Origin of the sequence: Exiguobacterium sp. SRB7LM (assembly GCF_015712685.1) — a bacterium.
GTDB lineage: Bacteria > Bacillota > Bacilli > Exiguobacteriales > Exiguobacteriaceae > Exiguobacterium > Exiguobacterium profundum.
In genome coordinates, this window is sequence record NZ_VWVR01000006.1 from 1,390,961 (window position 1) to 1,412,601 (window position 21,641).

The 21,641-nt window shown below is 45.0% G+C and carries 26 protein-coding genes; 10 read left to right on the plus strand and 16 right to left on the minus strand.

Annotation, left to right across the window (positions count from 1 at the left end; all coding sequences use genetic code 11):
• Positions 1–17: 17 nt before the first annotated feature.
• From secA to cspD, 3 genes are all read right to left on the minus strand, one after another.
• A complete protein-coding gene (gene secA, locus F3H97_RS07915; RefSeq protein ID WP_196431000.1) occupies positions 18–2,540 on the minus strand; it encodes a preprotein translocase subunit SecA in 2,523 nt (840 codons plus the stop codon).
• 139 nt (positions 2,541–2,679) lie between these two features.
• Entirely contained in the window at positions 2,680–3,243 is a 564-nt protein-coding gene (hpf, locus tag F3H97_RS07920) for a ribosome hibernation-promoting factor, HPF/YfiA family (protein ID WP_012726945.1), read from the minus strand.
• Positions 3,244–3,548: 305 nt separating this feature from the next.
• Positions 3,549–3,746, minus strand: a complete 198-nt coding sequence (gene cspD / locus F3H97_RS07925; protein ID WP_012726946.1) for a cold-shock protein CspD — start codon at positions 3,744–3,746, stop codon at positions 3,549–3,551.
• A 271-nt stretch (positions 3,747–4,017) separates the two neighbouring features.
• Here cspD and F3H97_RS07930 point away from each other — a divergent pair, with 271 nt between their 5' ends.
• From F3H97_RS07930 to F3H97_RS07970, 9 genes are all read left to right on the plus strand, one after another.
• Positions 4,018–4,512 (plus strand): competence protein ComK, encoded by a 495-nt coding sequence (locus F3H97_RS07930; RefSeq protein ID WP_031422844.1) that lies wholly within the window; start codon positions 4,018–4,020, stop codon positions 4,510–4,512.
• Positions 4,513–4,586: 74 nt separating this feature from the next.
• Positions 4,587–6,332, plus strand: a complete 1,746-nt coding sequence (locus tag F3H97_RS07935; RefSeq protein WP_196431001.1) for a hypothetical protein — start codon at positions 4,587–4,589, stop codon at positions 6,330–6,332.
• A gap of 9 nt (positions 6,333–6,341) precedes the next feature.
• Positions 6,342–6,632, plus strand: a complete 291-nt coding sequence (locus F3H97_RS07940; RefSeq protein ID WP_047795070.1) for an EscU/YscU/HrcU family type III secretion system export apparatus switch protein — start codon at positions 6,342–6,344, stop codon at positions 6,630–6,632.
• Positions 6,629–7,009 (plus strand): flagellar protein FliS, encoded by a 381-nt coding sequence (locus tag F3H97_RS07945; RefSeq protein WP_159562646.1) that lies wholly within the window; start codon positions 6,629–6,631, stop codon positions 7,007–7,009. Before F3H97_RS07940 ends, F3H97_RS07945 begins: the two co-directional genes overlap by 4 nt.
• Positions 6,993–7,895 (plus strand): flagellin N-terminal helical domain-containing protein, encoded by a 903-nt coding sequence (locus F3H97_RS07950; RefSeq protein ID WP_159562647.1) that lies wholly within the window; start codon positions 6,993–6,995, stop codon positions 7,893–7,895. The genes F3H97_RS07945 and F3H97_RS07950 overlap by 17 nt, the downstream gene beginning before the upstream one ends.
• A 24-nt stretch (positions 7,896–7,919) precedes the next feature.
• Entirely contained in the window at positions 7,920–8,363 is a 444-nt protein-coding gene (locus F3H97_RS07955) for a YaaR family protein (RefSeq protein ID WP_074036246.1), read from the plus strand.
• A 9-nt stretch (positions 8,364–8,372) separates the two neighbouring features.
• Positions 8,373–9,038, plus strand: a complete 666-nt coding sequence (locus tag F3H97_RS07960; protein WP_196431002.1) for a DUF2225 domain-containing protein — start codon at positions 8,373–8,375, stop codon at positions 9,036–9,038.
• A gap of 263 nt (positions 9,039–9,301) precedes the next feature.
• A complete protein-coding gene (locus F3H97_RS07965; RefSeq protein ID WP_196431003.1) occupies positions 9,302–9,802 on the plus strand; it encodes a DUF1572 family protein in 501 nt (166 codons plus the stop codon).
• A gap of 99 nt (positions 9,803–9,901) precedes the next feature.
• Positions 9,902–10,375 (plus strand): AraC family transcriptional regulator, encoded by a 474-nt coding sequence (locus F3H97_RS07970; RefSeq protein ID WP_074036240.1) that lies wholly within the window; start codon positions 9,902–9,904, stop codon positions 10,373–10,375.
• 148 nt (positions 10,376–10,523) lie between these two features.
• Here the strand turns inward: F3H97_RS07970 and F3H97_RS07975 are convergent, their stop codons facing one another.
• Entirely contained in the window at positions 10,524–11,150 is a 627-nt protein-coding gene (locus F3H97_RS07975) for a hypothetical protein (RefSeq protein WP_159562650.1), read from the minus strand.
• Between the two features lie 138 nt (positions 11,151–11,288).
• Positions 11,289–11,474, minus strand: coding sequence for a hypothetical protein (locus tag F3H97_RS07980; protein WP_012726958.1), 186 nt, complete (start codon positions 11,472–11,474; stop codon positions 11,289–11,291).
• Between the two features lie 160 nt (positions 11,475–11,634).
• Here F3H97_RS07980 and F3H97_RS07985 point away from each other — a divergent pair, with 160 nt between their 5' ends.
• Positions 11,635–12,012, plus strand: coding sequence for a DUF3021 family protein (locus F3H97_RS07985; RefSeq protein ID WP_196431004.1), 378 nt, complete (start codon positions 11,635–11,637; stop codon positions 12,010–12,012).
• Between the two features lie 34 nt (positions 12,013–12,046).
• Here F3H97_RS07985 and fliT read toward each other — a convergent pair whose 3' ends face one another.
• From fliT to F3H97_RS08040, 11 genes are all read right to left on the minus strand, one after another.
• Positions 12,047–12,400 (minus strand): flagellar protein FliT, encoded by a 354-nt coding sequence (fliT, locus tag F3H97_RS07990; RefSeq protein WP_074036236.1) that lies wholly within the window; start codon positions 12,398–12,400, stop codon positions 12,047–12,049.
• Positions 12,397–12,771 carry a flagellar export chaperone FliS gene (gene fliS / locus F3H97_RS07995; RefSeq protein WP_074036234.1) on the minus strand — a complete coding sequence of 125 codons (375 nt, stop codon included), beginning with the start codon at positions 12,769–12,771 and terminating at the stop codon, positions 12,397–12,399. Before fliS ends, fliT begins: the two co-directional genes overlap by 4 nt.
• 14 nt (positions 12,772–12,785) lie before the next feature.
• The gene (gene fliD, locus F3H97_RS08000; protein ID WP_196431005.1) at positions 12,786–14,435 is read right to left on the minus strand and encodes a flagellar filament capping protein FliD; all 1,650 of its coding nucleotides are present in this window, start codon (positions 14,433–14,435) and stop codon (positions 12,786–12,788) included.
• A 15-nt stretch (positions 14,436–14,450) separates the two neighbouring features.
• On the minus strand, positions 14,451–14,807 hold the full coding sequence (locus F3H97_RS08005) for a flagellar protein FlaG (protein ID WP_159562655.1): 357 nt from the start codon (positions 14,805–14,807) through the stop codon (positions 14,451–14,453).
• A gap of 132 nt (positions 14,808–14,939) precedes the next feature.
• Positions 14,940–15,626 (minus strand): acylneuraminate cytidylyltransferase family protein, encoded by a 687-nt coding sequence (locus F3H97_RS08010; RefSeq protein WP_196431006.1) that lies wholly within the window; start codon positions 15,624–15,626, stop codon positions 14,940–14,942.
• Positions 15,613–16,671 carry a nucleotidyltransferase family protein gene (locus tag F3H97_RS08015; RefSeq protein WP_196431007.1) on the minus strand — a complete coding sequence of 353 codons (1,059 nt, stop codon included), beginning with the start codon at positions 16,669–16,671 and terminating at the stop codon, positions 15,613–15,615. The genes F3H97_RS08010 and F3H97_RS08015 overlap by 14 nt, the downstream gene beginning before the upstream one ends.
• Positions 16,671–17,297, minus strand: a complete 627-nt coding sequence (locus F3H97_RS08020; protein WP_196431008.1) for an acetyltransferase — start codon at positions 17,295–17,297, stop codon at positions 16,671–16,673. Before F3H97_RS08020 ends, F3H97_RS08015 begins: the two co-directional genes overlap by 1 nt.
• 2 nt (positions 17,298–17,299) lie before the next feature.
• Positions 17,300–18,379 carry an N-acetylneuraminate synthase gene (gene neuB / locus F3H97_RS08025; protein ID WP_196431009.1) on the minus strand — a complete coding sequence of 360 codons (1,080 nt, stop codon included), beginning with the start codon at positions 18,377–18,379 and terminating at the stop codon, positions 17,300–17,302.
• Positions 18,376–19,479, minus strand: coding sequence for a UDP-N-acetylglucosamine 2-epimerase (neuC, locus tag F3H97_RS08030; protein WP_196431010.1), 1,104 nt, complete (start codon positions 19,477–19,479; stop codon positions 18,376–18,378). The genes neuB and neuC overlap by 4 nt, the downstream gene beginning before the upstream one ends.
• Positions 19,476–20,645: a LegC family aminotransferase gene (locus F3H97_RS08035; protein ID WP_196431011.1), complete on the minus strand. Its 1,170-nt coding sequence runs from the start codon at positions 20,643–20,645 to the stop codon at positions 19,476–19,478. The genes neuC and F3H97_RS08035 overlap by 4 nt, the downstream gene beginning before the upstream one ends.
• Positions 20,642–21,640 carry an NAD-dependent 4,6-dehydratase LegB gene (locus F3H97_RS08040; protein ID WP_196431012.1) on the minus strand — a complete coding sequence of 333 codons (999 nt, stop codon included), beginning with the start codon at positions 21,638–21,640 and terminating at the stop codon, positions 20,642–20,644. The genes F3H97_RS08035 and F3H97_RS08040 overlap by 4 nt, the downstream gene beginning before the upstream one ends.
• Position 21,641 lies beyond the last annotated feature (1 nt).

Here is a 21,641-nt window from a genome sequence, read left to right on the forward strand (position 1 = left end):
ACCCGCCTCTTCAATAATTAAGCCTGTTGTCTACCGTGACAGTTCTTGAACTTCTTACCAGAACCGCACCAGCACGGGTCGTTCCGGCCGATGCTGTCTTCTTTCGAACGACGGACCGGCTTCTTCTTGACCGGTGCATCGTTCTTGCCTGATACGGCGACTTCCTCTTCGACGACTTTCTCGCGTCGGAGGTTGTCCCCGACTTCGGCACGAAGGACGAAGCCTGTCACTTCTTCTGAGATCGCCGCGTTCATCGCGTCGAACATGTTAATCCCTTCCGCTTGGTACTCACGAAGCGGATCGTTCTGTCCATAGGCGCGGAGATGAATCCCTTGGCGCAACTGGTCCATATGGTCGATATGGGACATCCAGTGCGAGTCGACGGCACGGAGCACGATGATCTTCTCGAACTCGTTGAAGCGTTCCGGTGGCGCGAGTTCACGTTTCGCCTCGTACTGCTCGTTCACGCGCTCCATGAGAAGCTCGATGATTTCTTCACGCTCTTTGCCGTAGAAGTCTTTGCCTTCGACCGTCTTCTCGAGCGCGAGCGTCTGGTTGGCCCAGTGCGCGAGCTCGTCGATGTTCCATTCTTCCGGTACGAGTTCGATCGGCGTGTATTGACCGACACCGAGTTCGACCGTCTGTGCCATCATCGAACGGACGATATCTGTGACCGACTCGTTCTCGAGGATGCTCGAGCGGTCCTTGTACATGACCTTCCGTTGGTCCGCCATGACGTTGTCATAACCGAGAAGCTGCTTCCGCGCATCGTAGTTGTTTCCTTCGACACGTTTTTGCGCTGATTCGACCGCTTTCGAGACCATGCGGCTCTCAATCGGTTGCGTGTCATCCATCCCGAGACGCTCCATCATGCTTTGGAGGCTATCCGTTCCGAAACGACGCATGAGCTCATCTTCGAGTGACAAGTAGAACTGGGATTTACCCGGGTCCCCTTGACGGCCCGCACGACCACGTAGCTGGTTATCGATTCGGCGTGATTCGTGACGCTCTGTCCCGATGATGTAAAGACCACCGAGGTCGATGACACCTTCTCCGAGCTTGATGTCGGTACCACGACCGGCCATGTTCGTCGCAATCGTGACGGAACCTTTTTGACCGGCGTTCTCGATGATTTCCGCCTCACGCGCGTGGTTCTTCGCGTTTAAGACATCGTGACGAATCTTCTTCTTCGTCAAAAGCTTGCTCAAGTATTCAGATGTCTCGACGGCGACCGTACCGACGAGGATCGGTTGTCCCGTTGCGTGAACTGCCGAAATCTCTTCCACGACGGCTTTGAACTTGCCTTCCATCGATTTGAAGATGAGGTCTGCCTTGTCATCCCGGAGAATCGGTTTGTTCGTCGGAATCGTCACGACTTGCATGTTGTAGATGTTACGGAACTCTTCTTCCTCTGTCTTCGCTGTACCGGTCATCCCGGCAAGTTTCTCGTACATCCGGAAGTAGTTCTGATACGTGATTGTGGCGAGCGTCATCGATTCGCGTTGAATCTCGACGCCTTCTTTCGCCTCGATTGCCTGGTGAAGACCTTCCGAGTAGCGGCGTCCGTCCATGACACGACCCGTGAATTGGTCGATGATCATGACTTGCCCCTCACGTACCATATAGTCGATATCGTGATGCATGACCGCGTTTGCACGAAGGGCGAGCCCGACGTGGTGGTTGACGGCGACGTGCTCGATTGCGAACAGGTTGTCGATGCCGAAGAACTTCTCGGCGAGGTCGACCCCTTGGTCCGTCAAGAGGACCGACTTCGTCTTCACGTCGACCGTGTAATCGTCTTCCTCTTTCAACGTACGGACGAACGCATCCGCGCGCGTGTAGAGTTCAGTCGACTTTTGAGCCGATCCTGAGATGATGAGCGGAGTACGCGCCTCATCGACGAGGATTGAGTCGACTTCATCGACAATCGTGTAGTAGAGCTCACGTTGAACACGGTCTTCTTTATAAAGGACCATGTTGTCACGGAGGTAATCGAATCCGAGCTCGTTGTTCGTCGAGTACGTGATATCACAATTATATGCCGCTTGTTTCTCGACACGGTCCATGTTCGACACGTTGAGGCCGACTGAAAGACCGAGTGCGAAGTAGAGCGGCTCCATGAGTTCTTTATCTCGTTTCGCCAAATATTCGTTGACCGTTACGACGTGTACGCCACGGCCAGTGAGCGCGTTCAAGTAGACAGGAAGTGTCGCGACGAGCGTCTTCCCTTCACCGGTTTTCATTTCGGCGATGTCGCCGTTATGGAGCACATAGCCCCCGATGAGCTGGACACGGTAATGACGCATCCCGACCACACGCTCCGATGCCTCACGACAGACCGCGAACGCCTCCGGCAAGAGGTCGTCAAGTGTCTCGCCTTTTGCCAGACGTTCCCGGAACTCTTCCGTCTTCGCCTGAAGCTGTTCGTCGGACAATGCTTTGATTGGTTCGGCGAACGACTCGATCAAGTCGGCCGCTTTCTCTGCTTTTTTCAACATTCGTTTCTGTGGAGCAAATAACTCTTTCAAAAAGTTCGCCATACTCATATCTCCTCTGCACTCACTAAAAAATGCATGTTTTTTCCCTAATGTACAGTTTAACCGAAGTGGTGCCACCTTTCAAGGAAAGGCAAAAGGAAACGACCCCCCGAAGCCGGGAGGTCGTGTAGTGTCAAGTTTATTATTCAGGTTCGATCAAGCCGTACTTCCCATCTTTACGACGGTAGACGACGTTCGTGTTGCCCGTTTCTGCGTCTGAGAAGACGAAGAAGCTGTGACCGAGCATATCCATTTGAAGAATCGCCTCTTCCGTGTCCATCGGTTTCAACGTGAAGCGTTTCGTCCGCACGAGTTCGAGTTCTGCCTCGTCCTCATCGTAGACGGCCGGTGTATCATCAGGTCCTTCTAAAGACTTGAAGTACTCGCCGACGCCACCTTCTTTCCCGCGTCCTTTACGGTTGAGTTTCGTTTTGTGTTTACGGATTTGACGTTCCAATTTATCGACGACGAGGTCGATTGCCGCATACATGTCGAGGTTGATGTCCTCAGCACGGAGCAACAAGTTCGGCATCGGGATCGTCACTTCCACCTTTTGTTTCTCGTTATACACTTTCAAGTTGACGTAAGCCGTCTGTGCATCCGTAGGAGTTGTGAAATACCGAGTCAACTTCTCCAGCTTTTTCTCGACATAGTCTTTGATTGCTGGTGTGACCTCAATGTTTTCGCCGCGAATGTTATAAATCATCTGAACTCCTCCTTAGAAATAACCGCTTGAACCAATGATTCGTCGAACGAGACGGAATCTCCTGCTTCATTTCTTAAAAAGAAAGGGGAACCAGGTGGCTCACTCATATTATACCCCGAAAACGCTGCGATTGAAAACGTTATCATCAGAAAATAATGACAATTTTGTTCCGAATTCAACATTTCCTAGAACGAGCGAAAGGTATAGAAAGAAAATACCCATTCCACTCATTTTTAAACGCCTTTTTTTATTATGTAGAAAAAATAAAAGCCGACTCCCAAGGGAGCCGGCTTCGTGGTTTGAAATTATAATTTTACAACGTTAGCCGCTTGTGGGCCACGCTCGCCATCAACGATTTCAAACTCTACATCTTGACCTTCGTCAAGTGATTTGTAGCCTTCAGATTGGATTGCTGAGAAGTGTACGAACACGTCTTTGCCGCCTTCAACTTCGATGAATCCAAAACCTTTTTCTGAGTTAAACCATTTTACTTTACCTACCATGTGTAAATCCATTCCTTTCACCATTGGAGAATACAGAGGATTGTCCTCTACGGCTAATCTTACCACCTTCTTGTAAGCGTGACAAATACTTTCTCAAATATTTGTAAACGTTTCGTCATTTGGCTTTCATTGGAATTATATTTCCCTACTTTTCATATTGTCTTGTTGAATTTACATTTTTTGTGATATATCATTGAAGGGATGATTTAGGTTTGTGCCGTTTGTCTTTAGCCGATCCTGAAAATCTAATACGAGGAGGATGGTGCAGCGTATGCGCTCCTACTATTCTGAGGAAAAATATCGCATCACAAAGCGAACCGTGGCGATTCTCCCTTGCTTTGACATCATGAAGCAGTCACGGATCATTCTCGAGGATGGCACCGAGATTTCAACCCCGCTCCGGCCGTACCAGTTGTTGCAACTTTCTTGCCGCCAGTACAACAGCTCGATCGAGGAAAGAATCTTCATCGCCAAACGCGTCGCCGGCGTAAAAGGGAAAGTCCCTGTCGTGATTGAACCGACAACTGGACTCGTCTTCTTCCCGACGAAGTCTCCAAAACGAGACGATTGTGAATGGTATGCCTGGTCCCATATTCGAGACATACTGAACATTGAGGGTGAGCCGAACGGGCTTGTCCTCACGACCGATGGACATCAAATCCAAACGAACGCAACACCGTACGTCCTCCGGAACCAGCTCAAAGCGACAGGTGAACTTGTCGCCCGGTTCCAACAATTGAACGCGAGCCCCGTGCTCGAGTCCTGACACGCCTTCCGTCGAAAAGACGGAAGGTTTTTTTCTATTGTATCGCTTCATTTTTTTAAAAAGAGGTCGATATTATGGTCGAGGTGACAAACATGCAAATTCAAGCCCAAGCGACCGCCGTCAGTTCGGTCTTACCAGGCATCCAGACGAACCGGACGTACAAGGCCGAACTCGTCAAACAGACAGGACCCGACTCCGCGATTGTCAAAATCAACGGTGAAGAAGTCGAGGTCACATTCAAAGACGGGCTTCCGAAAACGAACCCGTTCCAAGTGACGCTCGCCGAACAGGACGGCGTCTTGATGGCGACCGTCGTTCCTCCAAAGGAAGAGACACTTGAATCCGCACCACCTGCGTCCGCGTCGTCAAAGCTTGATGCGAAGATTCAGACGCTCCTCGCTTCCCTTCCACCTGAAGTACGAAGCGCGGTCAGCCGTCTGCTACAATCCGGACGCTTGCCGATGAACGAAGACACGGTACGCCTTCTCGAGACGGCGTTCAAAGGAGACATGCGGGACGTCATCCTACATTTGAAGACGCTCGACACTCCGACCGTTCCTCGTGAGATGGCTCGGGAGATCGCCGTCCTCTCTTTGAACGAAGCGAAACAACAGATCACACCGCCGGCGCCGAACGCTCCTTACCCACAAAAAGAGCGGTATGTCGAACTCGTCAATCTGTCACGTCCCGTGAGTGAACGCGTCACGCCGACACCGGAAACGATTGATCGGGTCATCCGTGACCTCACGCCGACGACACCGACATCACCGCGTCCGATTGAATCTGAATCGCGCCAAGCGATGCCGCTTCCTCCAATCAACGGGAAGCAAGTGATGGTGAAGGAAGTGACGTCACATCTAGCGACCGTCACGAACACGTTCCGAAACGAGCAGGCGACCGTGACGAAACAACTCGGACAAGTCGCTGCGTTGATCGAGACGAACCCGCATGCGGCACGCCCTGCCCTCGAGACCGTCTCGACCCGTCTGACACAACTCGTCCAAAAGACGGACGCCTTGCTTCATACCGATGTGACTCAAGAGAAGCAATTGGTCGCCATGACGGCCAAACTCGACGTCGCGTTGTCGTTGCTTGCGACGAAACCACAAGAGAGTGCGACACTCGTCAAAGAGGTCCGAGCGGCACTGAATGATTTCCGTTATGCGCCGAACCAGACACGCATCGAATATATCCCACACGGGGCGACACGTGCCGGCGAGATGCCGACCGTCGCGCCACTCAAGCTCGATTCGACATTATCTGGACGACACATCCAGGAAGTAGCGCAACGTGTGCAGACACAGGCACAGCTCGCCCAAGCGACGTCCAATACGCCGACTTCAGCTTTATCGGTACGTGGAGATACGACGAACCCCGAGGCGCAACGCCTCGCCTCGTTCTTCCAAGTCCAACAGACGCTCAACCGCCTTGATGGCGGTCAGCTCCATCAACTCTTGTTCGCCCTACCGGCAAAAGTTCAAGAGATCGACACCGGAATCCATGTTCATATCCAAAACCGGGAGGCCGGGGACGTTGTCGACTGGGAGAACAGTGTCCTCTACATTCGTTTAGAGACGCCACGTCTTGGAGAAATTGGTGTCAAACTCGAAGCGAAAGATCGAAACCTCCGACTCACACTCGAGCACGACGATTCGACGGTCGAGCGACTCGCTCGTCCTCTTCTCGGAAAAATCGAACAAACGCTCGAGACGATTGGATATAAGAGTGTGACGACCCAGTTCAAACCGCTCACGAAAGCTGATCGTGTCATCGAAGAGCCTACGATAGCACCGACGACAGGATATGACTTTAGAATTTAGGAGGTCTCGATGTACCAACGCATGGATTTGACGAAACGTAAGACGGCCGCGGTCGTCCGCTATGATGAAACGACGGATAAAGCGCCCGTCATCGTCGCCCGCGGGACCGGAGCCGTCGCTGAAAAGATTTTACAGGAAGCACGTGCCCGAGGAGTAGCGGTCGAGAACGACCATTCCTTGCTTGGCCATTTGCTCGACCTTGACCTAGGAGACGCCATCCCACCCCAACTTTATGATGTGATGGCAGAAGTGTTGTTGTTGATAGAGGAACTTGATTCGATCAAAGGAGAACAAAGATGAATTCAACCCAATTATATGAAATGAGGCCGGAAGAGCTGACTCAGGCGATGCTTCACGCACTCGTCTATCACTATAAACATGCGCAAGATTCGACGATTGCCGAACGAAACCGTCATCTTCGCCAAGCCCGTGAACTTTTAGTCAAACTTCACCAAGGACTCCATGACGGCGGCGGGATTATCGCGGCTCAACTGGATGAAATTTATCTATATATGGCAAACGCAAGCGTCGAAGCAATCATCGACCAGGATAAGGAAAAAATCGCCGAACTACATACGCTCGCAAGTGACCTCGATCAAACATGGGGTGAAGCAATGGAGCGTGCCAAGACCCAACCTGTCACGACTGGAGGAAACCGTTATGAAAATTACGAATAACGTCCAAGCATTAAAAGCGTATACATCTCTTTCCCTGAATCAAGCGTCAATGAAAAAAACGATGGATCGCCTCTCAAGTGGGATTCGCATCAACAAGGCATCTGATGATGCGGCGGGACTCGCCATCTCAGAGAAAATGCGGATGCGCCTCGACTCGCTCTCGATGGCAGAACGCAACACGCTCGACAGTATCTCACTCACGCAGACGCTCGAAGGCGGGATGAACGAAACACACGCCCTTCTCCAACGAATGCGTGAATTATCGGTCCAATCAGCAAATGGAACGCTCAGTGAAGACGACGCCAAAGCTGTCCAGGAAGAAATTAACGCATTGACTGCCGAAGTGACACGAATTGCCGAAACGACGGAATTCAACTCAAAGAAAATTATGAATGGCGAATACATGCAAGGCAATAATACGTTATTCTTCCAAATCGGTGCAGGTAACAACGAAGCCGTCATCTTAAATGTGGAAGATATGCGGGCGCATGCACTCAATATCACGATGACGACACCCGGTGGTGGAGAACTTCCTGCCGTCGACCATGACAACGATTCGACGACACCCACTGAAACGTATTATGCACTGAGTGTGTTGACACCTGAGGATGCAGGTGATGCCATTTCGAAATTCGATGCAGCCATCAACAAAGTGTCACTCGAACGTTCAAAACTCGGAGCCATTCAAAATCGCTTGGAGGCGAACGTCAGCGTCGTCGCCATCGGCTCAGAAAACTTGACGGCGTCTGAGTCACGAATCCGTGATGCCGATATGGCCCGTGAAATGATGGACTTCGCTCGTCTAAACATTTTGAACCAGTCCGGTATGGCGATGATTGCCCAGTCGAACGCATTGCCGCAAGGCGTGTTACAATTATTGAACTAACCTAAAGAAAGGACGGTTGCCCATATGGACATTCGTCGCATCATGGAGACGCAATCGCTCCTCGGCTCAAGTAAGGCAAAGCGCGCCGAAGTCGAACCCGGTGTCTCCTTCCAAAATGTGATCGGTCAGAAGCGTGAAGACCGGGAGCATGAACGCTTCCAACGTCAAATCGCCGCGATTCATGAACAAGGAGAACTTCTAGCTGAAAGTCAGACCGTCGAAGCGCTTGCCGAATACAAACAAATGATTAAAGACTTTATGAAAGAGGCCGTTGACGCGGCACTCCGTCTCGAAGATAAACGCGGATTCAATCGCCGCGGGCGCGCGAAGATTTATAAGGTCGTCGAACAAGTCGACCAAAAACTCCTCGCGCTGACAGATCAGGTCATCTCGGGTGAGGCCTCTCGCCTTTCCTTACTCGACCAAGTCGGTGAAATTCGCGGATTGCTCGTCAATGTCTATGTGTGAGGTGTCGAGATGGCAGAACATTTGTTTTTGAAGAAAGTCAAATGTCCGTATTGTTTACAAGAAAGTAAGACGAACCGTGTCTTATCACGTCACATCCGTCCACTCGAAGTTGAGAAGGATGGCTACACAACGTATGATGGACCGAATCCTTATTTATACGAACCGACCGTCTGTGACCATTGTCACCTCGTCTTTCACGACTCGTTCGACAAGGTGCGCAAACATAACCGAGAAGCGCTTGAGACGAACTACTTCAATCAAGTGAATCCGGATGTGTTGAAAGGCGACCGTTCATATGAGCACGTCATCCTTCTCTATAAGTTCGCCGTCATGACGGCCCAGTTGAGCGGACAAAAACCATCTGTCATCGCTATGCTTGGGATGCGAATCGTATGGATGTACCGATTGATTGGGGATGCAGCGTCTGAAAAGGAATGGATGCAGCGGACGCTCGATAAATACAATGAGGTACAAGAAGCGTATACAGACCCGATTCGGACCGGATTACCGTACGACCAGCTCATGTTGCGGATTGCCGATTTGTCGGCCGCGCTCGACTACTACGAGGACGCGCGTCGCTGGTATGGGATTCTCCTCAGCAGTAAGGAAGTATCGGAACGCATCCGGAACCAGGCCCGTGATCATTGGGAAGAGTTTCGATTGGAGCACGCCTAATCAGAAGTGTGGGACCTTGTGTCTCATACTTTTTGAATACAAAAAATCGCACTCATCCACTCACATTCAAACGCAATCGGCACAATTGATGAATAAGAGATCCACGCAACATTGACTACCCAGTACCCTCATGTCGACTATGCGGTGACGTCTTGCAGGATATATCACATGGAATCTCAATTGCTATAACATTAATTTAATTTTTAGTGGGATAGATATGGGGTATATTCAAAGCAGATACATACGAAGAGGAGGATCTTTTCATGTTTGAAACGCAATATCTCGATACCGTACGTGCTACGTTTAAAAGCCAGAAACAACTCGCTGAGCGCGCGCTCGTCCAAGTGAGTGAAGAGGACCTGCACAAGACACTTGCGCCGGACACACTCTCGCTCGCCTTGATCATCCAGCACATGGCGAATAACATGAAGTCGCGTTGGACCGATTTTTTGACGACAGACGGCGAGAAACCGGACCGAGACCGGGACGCCGAGTTCGAGGACCAGCAGCTATCCCGTGCGGAGCTCATGAAGGTTTGGGACGAGCGTTGGCAACTGTTGGATAATGTCTTAGCTGATTTGAGACCAGATGACTTAGGGAAGCACGTGATGATTCGAGGGGAAGCGCATTCCGTGATTGACGCGATCGAACGCCAAGTGTCGCATTATGGGTATCATGTCGGACAAATCGTCTATCTGTCGAAGCTATTCGCCGGGAGCGACTGGGATGTGTTGTCGATTCCATTGCCGCATCAGCGTAAATAATAATTCCTGTTGCAACACTTCATCGAGATATTATTTCAATGAAGCACTTTTTTGGAAATCAAGACAATTGAATCAGTCAACTTTAATGGGGGTTACAAAATGGATATGACTTTAAAGCAATTGCCTGAGACTGAAATTGCATTTATCAGACGTACGGGTAGCTATTTTGAACCACAAGAACATTGGGGGAAATTAATACATTGGGCGACGGAACACAACCTTTACCCTCCATCAAGTCAATTTATCGGTATTTCATTAGATAATCCGAACGATGTTGATCCTCATGAATGTAGACATGATGCTTGTGTCACAGTTCCTAAAAACTTTGATAAAACAGGGCACGGGGAGATACAATTTAAAATGCTAGAAGGTGGTCAATACATCGTGCACCATTTCTACGATACTCCAGAAAAACTGAGTGAGACGTATAAATATATTTTTGAAGAATGGTTACCAGAACGCGAATATTCAGTGGACGAATCTAGAAATACGTTGGAGTTCAATTTGAACAATCCAGCTGAAGATCCCGACGGAAAATCTAAAGTCGATTTATATGTACCCATTAAGAATTAAGATTTTACAAAATGAAAAACTAAGATACAAGGAATTCTCAAAATATAAGAATCCCTTCGTATGTTCTCTATGCTAACTACTATTTTTATTGTGTAGTAATAATCAACCATGAGACTAGGCGTACCGATTTTATTCGGCACGCCTACTCTTATTTCGTCACGTTAATTGTATATTCGTAGCGGTCTTCTGCCACTTTGTCGAAGTTCTCGTTGAATGGTCCATCGATGACGACTTTCAAGTCCGTCAGCTCTTCTGGTTTTGCTTTCACAAAGAAGAGGACGTTCCCTTCTTTCTTCACCTTTCCTAAAAATTCTCCACCGACGTCATCTGAGAACCATAAGTCCGAAGACACCTGCTCCCCTGTGTTCGTCACCAGTGTCGCCTGGTTCGGATGGAAGCTCATCGTCTCGTCGACCGTATTCTCGACCAACATGTTCATCGCGACGACCGTCACCTCTTCTTGTCCATCGAATGAGTCGCTATAAGCTTCTGCGACCGTGAGGCGTGACGTCTGTACTTTGTCGATGGCGAATTGAATCGGACCCATCGTCTCCGTGATCGTGAGTGCCTTATTCTTCATGTAGATCTTGTTCGTACCGAGTTCACTTTCTTGGACGTCCGTCTCTTCAGCAGTCGTCTCCTCTGGTACGTTCGCTTCCGCCTCTACGACTTCTTCCGTATCCGTCGCCGTCGTCTTCAGTTCGTCTGCTTCCCCGCAACCGACAAGTAGTGCGAGCGGTACCGCCACCAGTAAGCCAAATCGTTTCATATTCATCTTCATCTCTCCCTTTTCTTAATCCAAGTGATGTTGTGGTTAAGACGAATATAACGAATTGACAAACCGAACCGTATTAAGAAAAAGTTCCAGGTAAAATAAAAGTCAAGGTCCATAATCGGACCTTGACATGTATACTTATCCTCTTGATTTCAGCTCTTCTTCCTCGTATGGGTCAGGACGATCCTCAAACGGCGTATCGTCCTCGACGTACGCTTCAAGTTTCGGGTCCCGTTCCACGTATTCATCGTACGCTCCCTCTGGACCATAGACGAAATAACGGCGCTTCCGTGACGATATCGGTTTGGACTCTTTCTCACGCATCTCGTTTCCCTCCCTCTTTCCAGAAAAGAAGCAACGGCTACATTGATGTTTACCCGATTATAGCGGAAAACAGACGTCATTTCATCTATACCCTTTATATGAAACTTTTCCTTTCCACAGTCGTATACATTTACATCGATTCGATGAAAGGAAGATTCATATGCAACTATTGAAAAAAGGAATACTTCGGAGTCTCATTTGGTCGCTGCCATTCGCGATACTTGCTCTCTATCAAGGTTGGTCAGGGAATGCAGAGGCTGTGCATGGAATGTTCATCTACGCAGGGGTCGCCTTCTTCCTCGGGCTCACAAGCGTTATTTATGAAGTCAAACAGTGGTCGTTCAAGAAACAAATCTTCATTCATTGGAGCGTTATGCACGTGACAATCCTACCACTTCTATGGTTCGGTCGGTCTACGCCAATCACATCGCTTCAAGATGCCGCACGTCTCTATTTAAACTTCACGGTGAGTGGTCTGATTTTATTTACCGCTTCTTATTTCATCATCCGCATGCGTCGACAAGTCAAAGCCTCTTAACACAAAAGCTCGAAGGCGCATGCCTTCGAGCTTTTTACGTCTGCTGGTCGAATAGACCGGAAAAGTTAGAATCGACGTCTTCATATGGGTCGACATATGATTTGACCGTCTTCCGTTCCATCCGGGCTGTCCCTAGCGTCATCCCTAGACGCTGGTGCTCGGCTTCAATTAGACGAGAAATCTTTTGACTGTCGTCGACGAGTTGCCTGAGGACCTTTTGATCGGCTTTTTCCAAATCAGGACCGTGTGCTGCGAGCAACTGTTCCCGATCATCCAAGAGCTCATGGATTTGTTCCATCCATGTATCATACGTCGGTTCTTCCGGGACTTGTGCGAGCAGTTCTTTCAAGCGTTGCGTCTTTAAGATGATTTCATCAATCGGTCTCATGACTGCTTCGCGAGTTTCATCGCTTCCTTCCACGTATCACGTAGTTCGGTCGTAAAATCAAGTACCTCGTCAAGGATAGCTGTATCGTTCTTGACGTTCGCATCAACGAGGCGGCGCCACATGTAGTCATAGAGCGAATCTAAGTTCGCCGAGACAGCGATGTCTTTATTGAGTGTCAGACGAAGTTCCCGAAAAATAGCTTGCGTCTTTTGAATGTTGACGTTCTTTAAATCAGGGTTACCTTGATCGATTGCAAGCTTGGCGAGGCGCATGAACTTGAGCGCTCCGTCATAAAGCATAAGCGTCAGTTCCTGTGGATTCGCGGTCGTGACCGCATTGTTTTGATATGCTGCATATGGATTGGCTACCATTTAAACTCCTCCTCTTACATGCCTCCGCCTAAAAACTGTGACAGCGATGCCGCTTGAGCATTCGCTTGGTTCATCGCTGTTTCCATCGCTGTGAAACGACGGTAATAGGCGTTTTCTTTATCGACGAGTAAATCATTTAACCGCTTGATACGCGAATCAATATCGGTCATTTCTTTCCCCATCGAATGGGTTTGTGCGCCAGAACCTTCCGCTCCTGCGATTCGTGTAATCGTATCGCGCGAATCTTTGGCAGCATCTCGGATTTGTGGCAATAATCCAGTTTCAGCATCTGTAAACAACTGATATACTTGCTCCGGATCTTTTTCGATAGCCGCTTTTAGCTTCTCTTCATTGAGTTCGATTTTACCACCATTGGTGAAATCCGCTCCAGTCGAAAGACCGATTTGGAACAATCGTGACATCTCGACGTCATTCGATGCAGCAGTAGCACCCGACCACTTGCTCCGAAGAGTGTCCATGGTTCCGCGTAAAATCGTATCACCGCGGAGCATACCGCTCATCGCTTTTTCTTCCCACTTCTTGATTTCGTCTTCAGATAACTCGTCACGTTGAGCTTGAGTCAACGGCGAGAACGAACGGAATCGTTCTTCTCGTGTCTTTTTGTTCATGAGGTCGATGGTCTCATTGTATTTATCAACGAACCCTTTAATTCCGTCAAAGATTTTTTGAGTGTCTGTCGCAGAAGACAAGTTTACTTTAGTACCATCATTGAATGAGGACTTCAATGTGATGGTCATATTATCAATCGTAAAGGTGTTTGAACTTTGGGTCAACGTAATGCCGTTCACATCCACAGATGCATTCGTCCCGGCTACGGATCCATTTAAACCAAATAGTGCTTTAGCTGCAGTGCCTTCAAATTCGATAATCGATTTCACGCCCGTGTCTTTACGTGTTAATGAAATCTGCCCTGAAGTTTGATCAAAGAACGCACTAATTCCTGTCTTTGTGCCATTCAACGCGGTAACGAGATCTTTAAACTTAGCATTCTCATCAACGTATACTGTCTGTAAAGCTCCACCGTCTTCGTTACGGAAACGAACTTGATAGCCAGCTTCATACACGACTTGTGCACCTTCAGGGATTGTCACTCCACTATCGAACGTAATCTTTCCAGTTGCCGCATCGTACGTATGTGCTAACGAAATCGCATTACCATCTTTATCCGTAAAAGTTGGCGGATTATTCGGCAGCGGTTTCACTACGAGTTCAGTTGTTCCCGCAGTTAACGTTTGTTTCCGAATACCAACCTCTAACCCGAGTGTCGAAACTGCCGTGTCATTTGTGATGCCTCCACCATTTGCCACCGCTACATGAGAAGCCGAGGTAGCCAACGTCGCTGAATTGATAGTAAGCGAAGCGTTTCCACTTGATGGACCTGCAACGACAGATACACGCGATTCATCAGAGGATGAAGCCGTTTTTGCGTAATAGTTTCGGCTGAACATCATATCGACCGCGCTGTTTCGTAATGCTAACAGTGAACGGTTGACCTCACGATAAGAGTCACGCCGCCATTCGGTCAATTGTTTTTTCTGTTCTAAACGATCTACTGGAATTCGTTCTGCTTGCATCATTTGTTTAATGATACTATCGGTATCGATCCCACTGGCTAATCCGCCAAATCGAATTGGTGATGTCATATGCCCACTCCTTTTTTATATCCGTTCGTCGAATAAATGATTAAACTCCATAAACGCCGCAAAGAAATCCATTGATTTTTTACTTGGGATTTCACGGATTACTTCATTGTTCGCATCGACGATTTGAATATAATAATCATTCAGTTTTTCGTGCTTCATAAATTTCAAGCCGGTACGTTGCTTTTCAAGGACTTGATTCGCCTTCTCGACCGCTGCCTCTAACTTTGTAATGTGTTGAGGCGTCGGAAGAATAACAATACCTTCATCGGCGAGTTGAGTTTGATTGGCCTCAACGAACACATTTTTAGTTTGCTCATACGGTAATACAGAAGAAGGCAAGTGAAGTCTGACTTCAGAAATGGTCGGATTCATAGTCTTCTACTCCCTCACATGTTATGGTCTCATTCTTAATATCGACAATTTTAAACAAACTTATAGTTTTCCAGAGAATCATCGTAACTTTGTATCTCTTCATCAAAAAATGTCTGTTCAATGAACAGACATTTAACGATTTTTTTTTGTCATAATAAATTCAGCAAAATCAAAATCAAAAGGTGTATCGATATCGATCGATTTTTCTGGCGGCATAATAAATCCATATGATTCTTGAGTTATAAATTTCTGATGTTTCATAAAATCAACAACATTGACAACATAAATTGCTCCATTTAATGCATACACTTGTTGGGATTGTTGACGTGAAGTCGTCATTCTATCCGTTATTTTAGTAATCACATTATTTTGTTTTAGTGTTAACAACCATTCAAAAGGTTTTGCATTTGGAGTAACCGATACGACAGAATACGGTCGATGTTTTTCGAACAATTCAATTGCTGCATCAATATCGCTTGTTTCCCTTAGTGGAGAGGTCGGTTGTAACAAAATAATATAATCGTACCCTGGTATTTTTTCCAGCGCCTCAAGTACGGGTAACGAAGCTTCTGCTCGGTCAGTGGCATATTTCGGGTCACGCATAAACGGAACCGGTGCATGGAATTCTTCCGCCACTTGAGCAATTTCAAAGTCATCGGTAGAGACAACTACACGATCGATATAGCGAGAATGAAGTGCCGCCTCAATCGTCCAACCAATTAAAGGCTTACCTGCGATATTTTTTATGTTCTTCCCTGGTATTCCTTTAGAGCCACCTCGAGCAGGTATAATTGCTAAAACTTTTTTATCTTGAATCATAAATAATAAATTCCTCTGGTTTTCTTTGGACTTTTTCGTAATCTTCTTTTCTACCAATATCCAACCACGGGCTATCCATCTTATACGTTCGAATCATTTCGCCTTGGTCAATCAAACATTGAATTAATTCTGGCATATCGAAAAATGAATCTTTCGGAACTTTTTTCACCGATTTCGGATTCAATACATAAATTCCTGCACTGACATAAGATGTGCGAATCGGCTTTTCTTCAATACTGATGAGCTGATTATCTTGTATATTCACTACACCATACGGGATTTGAAAATCAAAAGCTCTAACAGCAACTGTCATTGTTGCTGCCGAACATTCGTGTTGGCTTAACAGATCTCGAAAGTCCATGTTTGTAATTAAATCTCCATTCATAACAATCATGTCCTCTTCTAATTCCTCCTCAATCAAGGATAAAGGACCTGCTGTACCCATTCGTTTTTCTTCTTTTAAATATCTTATTTCCACATTTAATTTTGTACCATCCCCAAAGTAGTTCATGATCATTTCTTTTTTATAATTAACTGCAAAAATAAATCTATAAAAACCTTGACTCTTTAAATGCTTCACAATATGTTCTAAAATCGGAACTCCTCCGACAGGCAACAAAGGTTTCGGAAGGTCGTTCGTTAATGGTCTAAGACGTGTCCCCAAGCCCCCAACCATCAGCAATACAGGATTCTCTTTTCTTAAGTAGACACCAATATCGTTTTCACTCATGATATCAATCAATGTCATATTACTCGTAACAATAGGGAGATACTTTATTTTGTATGTGTTAAACAATTCTATAAAACTGTCTTCACTTTCACCTGAAACTTTAAATTTCGGTTCGCGATTCATTACTTTTTTTATTTCATATGAAAGTTTCACACCTGAGAGAAGTCCCCTTCGAATGTCTCCATCTGTAATTGTCCCCACTAATTTATAGTCTGTATCGCATACAGCTAGAAACTGCGAGCCTAGGAGATTCAATTGTGATAATGCACTTTCAATAGAGTCTTCTTGAAAGATAACCATTTTTTTCCACTTCATCAACATTCTCTCCTTTTAGCAGGAACACCCATCACCCTTGAGTTTCCTTCAAGATTCCTAACAACTACAGAACCTGCACCGATTAAACTTTCAGTTCCAATACAAATGCCTTGTATAATTGTTGAACCAATACCTATATGACTGAGTTTCCCAATTCGACAATTACCACCTATTACAACTCGTGGTGAAACATGCACACTTTCTTCTATATAAGTATCATGTTCGACAATACTTCCTGAATTAACAATTGAATTCACCGAAATATGCGAATGACATTGAAGGATTGCTCCCGCTAAAACTTGAACTCCTTCTTCTACTATAGCCTCTTTTGAGATAATTGCTGATGGATGTATAACTATTTCAAAAGTATATCCCAGCTCTTTGAAATAGGAAAAAAGATTATGGCGCTGCTTTAAATTCCCGATCGAACCAATTCCATTGACAAGTTTGACTGATGATGGCGGATATCGAGTGATCAATTCTTCATCGGTACCGAGATAAGGAATTTCATGAAAATATTCAGCAGGTTTTACATCTACATATCCAACGATTGTCTCCGATTCTCTTAAAATATCCACGAGTACAGAAGCGTGTCCACCGCTACCTAAAATCACAAGTTTTTTCATAATTAAAAAATCTTTTCATCAATGAGATCGTTTGCTACGTAATCTTTTGATGCCTCACGCCCCAATAAGGTCCAGAATAAGTTAGGAGACATTCCATTACCCGGACGTTTTATCGTAGTATTTTCCATCGTGAATAGTTCACCTTGACTGATTACTTTATTTGCTACCAGACTTTTCTGTACTACTTGTTTCGTTTTCAGTTCTTCCTCAGTCGGCATTTTTTTGTCTTCTCCAATAATGATAGGAATTTGACGAATCATTTCGATTAAATTTGACAGTTCTTCTGGATTCAGAGACGCCACGTGATCGGGTCCTGGCAATGTTTTATCTAGCGTAAAATGCTTCTCAATCACATTGACTCCTCTTGATACAGCCACGATTGACACCAAACTATCTTTAGAATGATCTGACAGCCCAATATTCAATTGTGTTTTTTTCTTTAAATAATCAATCGAAGCCAATTGAACATTTTTATATGGTGTCGGATATTCACTTGTACAATGTAACAACGTCACAAATTCTCTTAGTAATTGTTTCGATTTATCCGTTTCAAAGAACTGAACAGCTTTTTCCCATTCGAATATAGGATTCTCATTAAGACCATAGGCAATAGTAATCAAAGCTTTTTCAATTTCATCTTCAGTAGACATCCCTGTTGATACAATCATTTTCACCTTACTTTTAGCCACATGAAATAGTAATGGTAAATTTGTAAGGTCTCCCGAAGATATTTTAATGAGTTCCATGTTCAAGTCATCAATTAGGAACGAAGCACTCTTTAAATCAAATGGAGTTGATAAAAAGTCAATTCCTACTTGTCTCGCATATTGTTGTAATTCGTAAAAATCACTGAATGAGAGTTCTAATGATTTAAGCATCTCAAATTGACTTTGTTCTTTTGTATTTTCGGTTTGGTATTTCGCCTGTTTTGCAGAAGGAGTAACTAACTCTTCTGTAATGAAAGTTTGAAACTTAATCGCACTAGCACCTGCGTTTTTAGCTGCTTCAATCAACTCTTTCGCAAGCTCAACCGAGCCATTATGATTCACTCCCGCTTCTGCGATGAAGTAGACATTATTCATAGGTCAATAAACTCCTTATTTACATGAAAGTTATTAATTCTCCTCAAAACATCAACAATCATTGAGGAAGCGTTCCCTTCGCCGAATAAATATTCATAAGATGAGCCGTGCCCAAGAGCAGCATGAATTGCCTTCTCTATATCCGTTCTCTCCATCTCACAATGGTAAACTGAGTCAGGAGCTAGACGGCCACGCTGTCGATGACCACAATTCACAGTCGGTGTTTCTAAATAGGCCGCTTCTATAATTCCGCTAGAAGAGTTCCCGACAACTGCCTTTGCATATTTCAATACATTCAAATAATCCTTACCTAAGTTCATAATGAATTTTGCATTATGATTCACGTTGCAATATTCCCTCAGTCTTTGATTAATACCAATTCCTCGATTATCTGCATTAGCACCTGTAAAGATGAAATCAAACTCTTTAAATGAACTTAACGCTTCTAGCAGTTCTTCAAGACGATCCTCTGATGCGTTTGTTTCAGGATGATAGGTAATCAACAAGTAAGGATTTTCAAACAAGGGGCGGCCAACTTCTGCTTTTTGTTTTAAGATATTTTCTATACCAAGAGCACCTACATTAAATATTCGATTAGGGTCTTCACCAAGTTGAATAACACGTTGACGATGAGTTTCTGCACTTACAAAATGCCAAGTAGACATTTTTGAAATTGAATGTCGAATTGCATCATCATATGCTCCGAGAGTTAGCTCTCCTCCATGTAGATGGGCTAATGGAATATTGAATAGCAATGCTGCTTGGGCGACTCCTAACACTTCATAACGATCTCCCAAAACAATGACTAAATGTGGTTTTTCGTATTCTAAGACCTTGCCCATTTCAGACGTGACAGTCGCAAGTGCTTTAACTGTTGCTTCTTGAGAATCTAAGCTTAAATCTATTGGGATTTTATGATTAATTATAAACCCATCCTTCTCAATGTCTTGAAACGTATTTCCGTGAAATTCACTTAGATGTGTACCGGTCACCACTAGCACTAATTCCAATTCTTCTTGACCTTGAATTCTTTGAATTAATGGTTTCAATAAAAAATACTCTGCTCGCGTTGCAGTAACTACTAGTATTTTTCTACTCACGTATTAGTCTCCTTGAATAATGAACTACTACTTGGAACATTGATTAATACTTTCTTCAGCTTTTCCGTATGAGTCAAATCATCTTTTGGACAATGGCGATACATCGGTAGTTCGTGCAAAGGAGTCCAAACAGGCCTAGACATAATTCCAGCCTCATTAAGTTCTAATAACCAGTCTTCAATAGTGTTGACATCATTCAGTCGAATCGTCTGCAACCAATAGTTCGATCGAGAATATTCCATCTCTGTTATTAACTCAATACCTGGAATTGTACTCACAAAAGATTGATAGACAGAATGTAACATTCTTTTTTTAAGAATAAGTTCATCTAATGATTCAAGCTGAGCTACCCCAAGTGCAGCATTTATATTTGGCATTCGATAATTATAACCAACTTCATCATGATCATAGGACCATCGATGAGGAAGTTTAGCCGTTGTAGTCAGATGTCTGGCTCGTTTCGCAAGTTCCGAATCATTAGTTAAAATTGCTCCGCCGCCTCCGGTTGTAATTGTTTTATTCCCATTAAAACTCACGGCCGATAACATCCCCATACTTCCAGTTTGGCGGTTTTTATAGGTAGAACCTAACGATTCAGCAGCATCCTCAATAATATTTAAATTATAGTGATCTGCCAGTGACATTAGTTCATCCATTTGTACTGGGTGACCGAACGTGTGCATAGGCACTATCGCTTTAATTTGATTTCCACTAAACTTGTTAAACGTCCCATTCGAACGCTTAACTGCTGTTTTCTCTAAATATATACTTAGTTTTTGAATATCTACGGTTAATTCACTTTCACTTACATCAATGAAATGAGGAATCGCATCTAGATAGCAAATTGCATTTGCTGTTGCAACAAAAGTCAATGAAGGTAATAATACTTCATCATTTTTGGTTACGCCAGCTAACCTTAGGGAAACATGGAGCGCGGCCGTTCCATTATTTACTGCGATTGCATATTTTGCACCTGTATATGAGGCTAATCTTTCTTCAAATAAATTTACGTAACTTCCGACAGAAGAAACCCAACCGGATTCAACGCATTCTGTCACGTATTTCAATTCATTCCCATTCATCGTAGGTTCATGAAGTGGTACAAAAGAATCGTTTGATATATGTCTTCTAAATTCTCGAATGAACGAACTGATTTGCTGATTCATATATTGTAAATATCCGATTTATAGTTTTTTAAGTTTTTCGGGTCAACAAACCAGTCAACCGTTTTTTGAATTCCCTTCTCAAACCCTTCAATCCCACCATATTTTGGTTTCCAATCTAGTAATTCAGAAGCTTTTTGATTACTTGCCCATAGTCTTTCTACTTCACTATTTTCTGGTCTTAATCGAATTTCATCTGTGATGAATTCGACTTTTGATTTCATAACTCTTGCAATCGTTTCTGCGGTGTCTTTAATACTAATTTCAAAGTTACTCCCGATATTTATGACCTCACCGATACTAGCAGTTGATTCCAGTATTGAAATGAACCCATTTACTGTATCTTCAACATAGTTAAAATCTCGAGTAGGTGTTAACGCACCAAGTTTAATCACATCATGTCCACTAGCAATCTGTGAAATGATGGTTGGGATAACGGCTCGGGCCGATTGCCTTGGTCCGTAAGTGTTGAATGGTCGGATAATACTGACTGGTGTATTAAATGAGCTATAGAAAGAAATCGCCAATTGATCGGCTCCAATTTTTGAAGCAGAGTATGGAGACTGCCCTTGGAGTGGATGATCTTCATCAATTGGTACATACTTAGCAGTTCCATATACTTCACTAGTTGATGTATGGACCACTTTCTCGATTTCAAGTTCCTTTGCTGCTTGAAGAACATTGAGTGTCCCCTTAATGTTTGTATCAATGTACGTATCAGGAGAGTGATAAGAATATGGAATTGCTATCAATGCGGCCAAATGTAATACCGCATCACACCCTTCTAATGCACGCTTTACACCATAAGGATCTCGAATGTCTCCTGAAAAGATTTCAATCTGTTGTGTGATTTCTTTTGGTAAACTGTCAATCCAGCCCCATGTTCCAAATGAATTGTATTGGACAAATGCTTTTACCTGATATCCTGACTGAACAAGTTTTTCTACAAGATGGCTCCCGATAAATCCATCTGCCCCTGTCACTAAAACTTTTTTCATA

What these genes read in the sequence shown, in the direction of transcription:
- F3H97_RS07965 (WP_196431003.1), top strand. Translation starts at nt 9,302, where the DNA reads ATGTTTGAAACGCAATATCTCGATACCGTACGTGCTACGTTTAAAAGC.
- fliS (WP_074036234.1), bottom strand. Translation starts at nt 12,771, where the DNA reads ATGGTAGCCAATCCATATGCAGCATATCAAAACAATGCGGTCACGACC.
- secA (WP_196431000.1), bottom strand. Translation starts at nt 2,540, where the DNA reads ATGGCGAACTTTTTGAAAGAGTTATTTGCTCCACAGAAACGAATGTTG.
- F3H97_RS08035 (WP_196431011.1), bottom strand. Translation starts at nt 20,645, where the DNA reads ATGAATCAGCAAATCAGTTCGTTCATTCGAGAATTTAGAAGACATATA.
- fliT (WP_074036236.1), bottom strand. Translation starts at nt 12,400, where the DNA reads ATGAGACCGATTGATGAAATCATCTTAAAGACGCAACGCTTGAAAGAA.
- F3H97_RS07970 (WP_074036240.1), top strand. Translation starts at nt 9,902, where the DNA reads ATGGATATGACTTTAAAGCAATTGCCTGAGACTGAAATTGCATTTATC.
- F3H97_RS07930 (WP_031422844.1), top strand. Translation starts at nt 4,018, where the DNA reads ATGCGCTCCTACTATTCTGAGGAAAAATATCGCATCACAAAGCGAACC.
- F3H97_RS08010 (WP_196431006.1), bottom strand. Translation starts at nt 15,626, where the DNA reads ATGATTCAAGATAAAAAAGTTTTAGCAATTATACCTGCTCGAGGTGGC.
- neuB (WP_196431009.1), bottom strand. Translation starts at nt 18,379, where the DNA reads ATGAATAATGTCTACTTCATCGCAGAAGCGGGAGTGAATCATAATGGC.
- hpf (WP_012726945.1), bottom strand. Translation starts at nt 3,243, where the DNA reads ATGATTTATAACATTCGCGGCGAAAACATTGAGGTCACACCAGCAATC.
- F3H97_RS07985 (WP_196431004.1), top strand. Translation starts at nt 11,635, where the DNA reads ATGCAACTATTGAAAAAAGGAATACTTCGGAGTCTCATTTGGTCGCTG.
- F3H97_RS08040 (WP_196431012.1), bottom strand. Translation starts at nt 21,640, where the DNA reads ATGAAAAAAGTTTTAGTGACAGGGGCAGATGGATTTATCGGGAGCCAT.
- F3H97_RS07935 (WP_196431001.1), top strand. Translation starts at nt 4,587, where the DNA reads ATGGTCGAGGTGACAAACATGCAAATTCAAGCCCAAGCGACCGCCGTC.
- cspD (WP_012726946.1), bottom strand. Translation starts at nt 3,746, where the DNA reads ATGGTAGGTAAAGTAAAATGGTTTAACTCAGAAAAAGGTTTTGGATTC.
- F3H97_RS07960 (WP_196431002.1), top strand. Translation starts at nt 8,373, where the DNA reads ATGGCAGAACATTTGTTTTTGAAGAAAGTCAAATGTCCGTATTGTTTA.
- F3H97_RS08005 (WP_159562655.1), bottom strand. Translation starts at nt 14,807, where the DNA reads ATGAATCCGACCATTTCTGAAGTCAGACTTCACTTGCCTTCTTCTGTA.
- F3H97_RS08015 (WP_196431007.1), bottom strand. Translation starts at nt 16,671, where the DNA reads ATGAAGTGGAAAAAAATGGTTATCTTTCAAGAAGACTCTATTGAAAGT.
- F3H97_RS07945 (WP_159562646.1), top strand. Translation starts at nt 6,629, where the DNA reads ATGAATTCAACCCAATTATATGAAATGAGGCCGGAAGAGCTGACTCAG.
- F3H97_RS07955 (WP_074036246.1), top strand. Translation starts at nt 7,920, where the DNA reads ATGGACATTCGTCGCATCATGGAGACGCAATCGCTCCTCGGCTCAAGT.
- F3H97_RS07975 (WP_159562650.1), bottom strand. Translation starts at nt 11,150, where the DNA reads ATGAATATGAAACGATTTGGCTTACTGGTGGCGGTACCGCTCGCACTA.
- F3H97_RS08020 (WP_196431008.1), bottom strand. Translation starts at nt 17,297, where the DNA reads ATGAAAAAACTTGTGATTTTAGGTAGCGGTGGACACGCTTCTGTACTC.
- F3H97_RS07940 (WP_047795070.1), top strand. Translation starts at nt 6,342, where the DNA reads ATGTACCAACGCATGGATTTGACGAAACGTAAGACGGCCGCGGTCGTC.
- F3H97_RS07950 (WP_159562647.1), top strand. Translation starts at nt 6,993, where the DNA reads ATGAAAATTACGAATAACGTCCAAGCATTAAAAGCGTATACATCTCTT.
- F3H97_RS07980 (WP_012726958.1), bottom strand. Translation starts at nt 11,474, where the DNA reads ATGCGTGAGAAAGAGTCCAAACCGATATCGTCACGGAAGCGCCGTTAT.
- fliD (WP_196431005.1), bottom strand. Translation starts at nt 14,435, where the DNA reads ATGACATCACCAATTCGATTTGGCGGATTAGCCAGTGGGATCGATACC.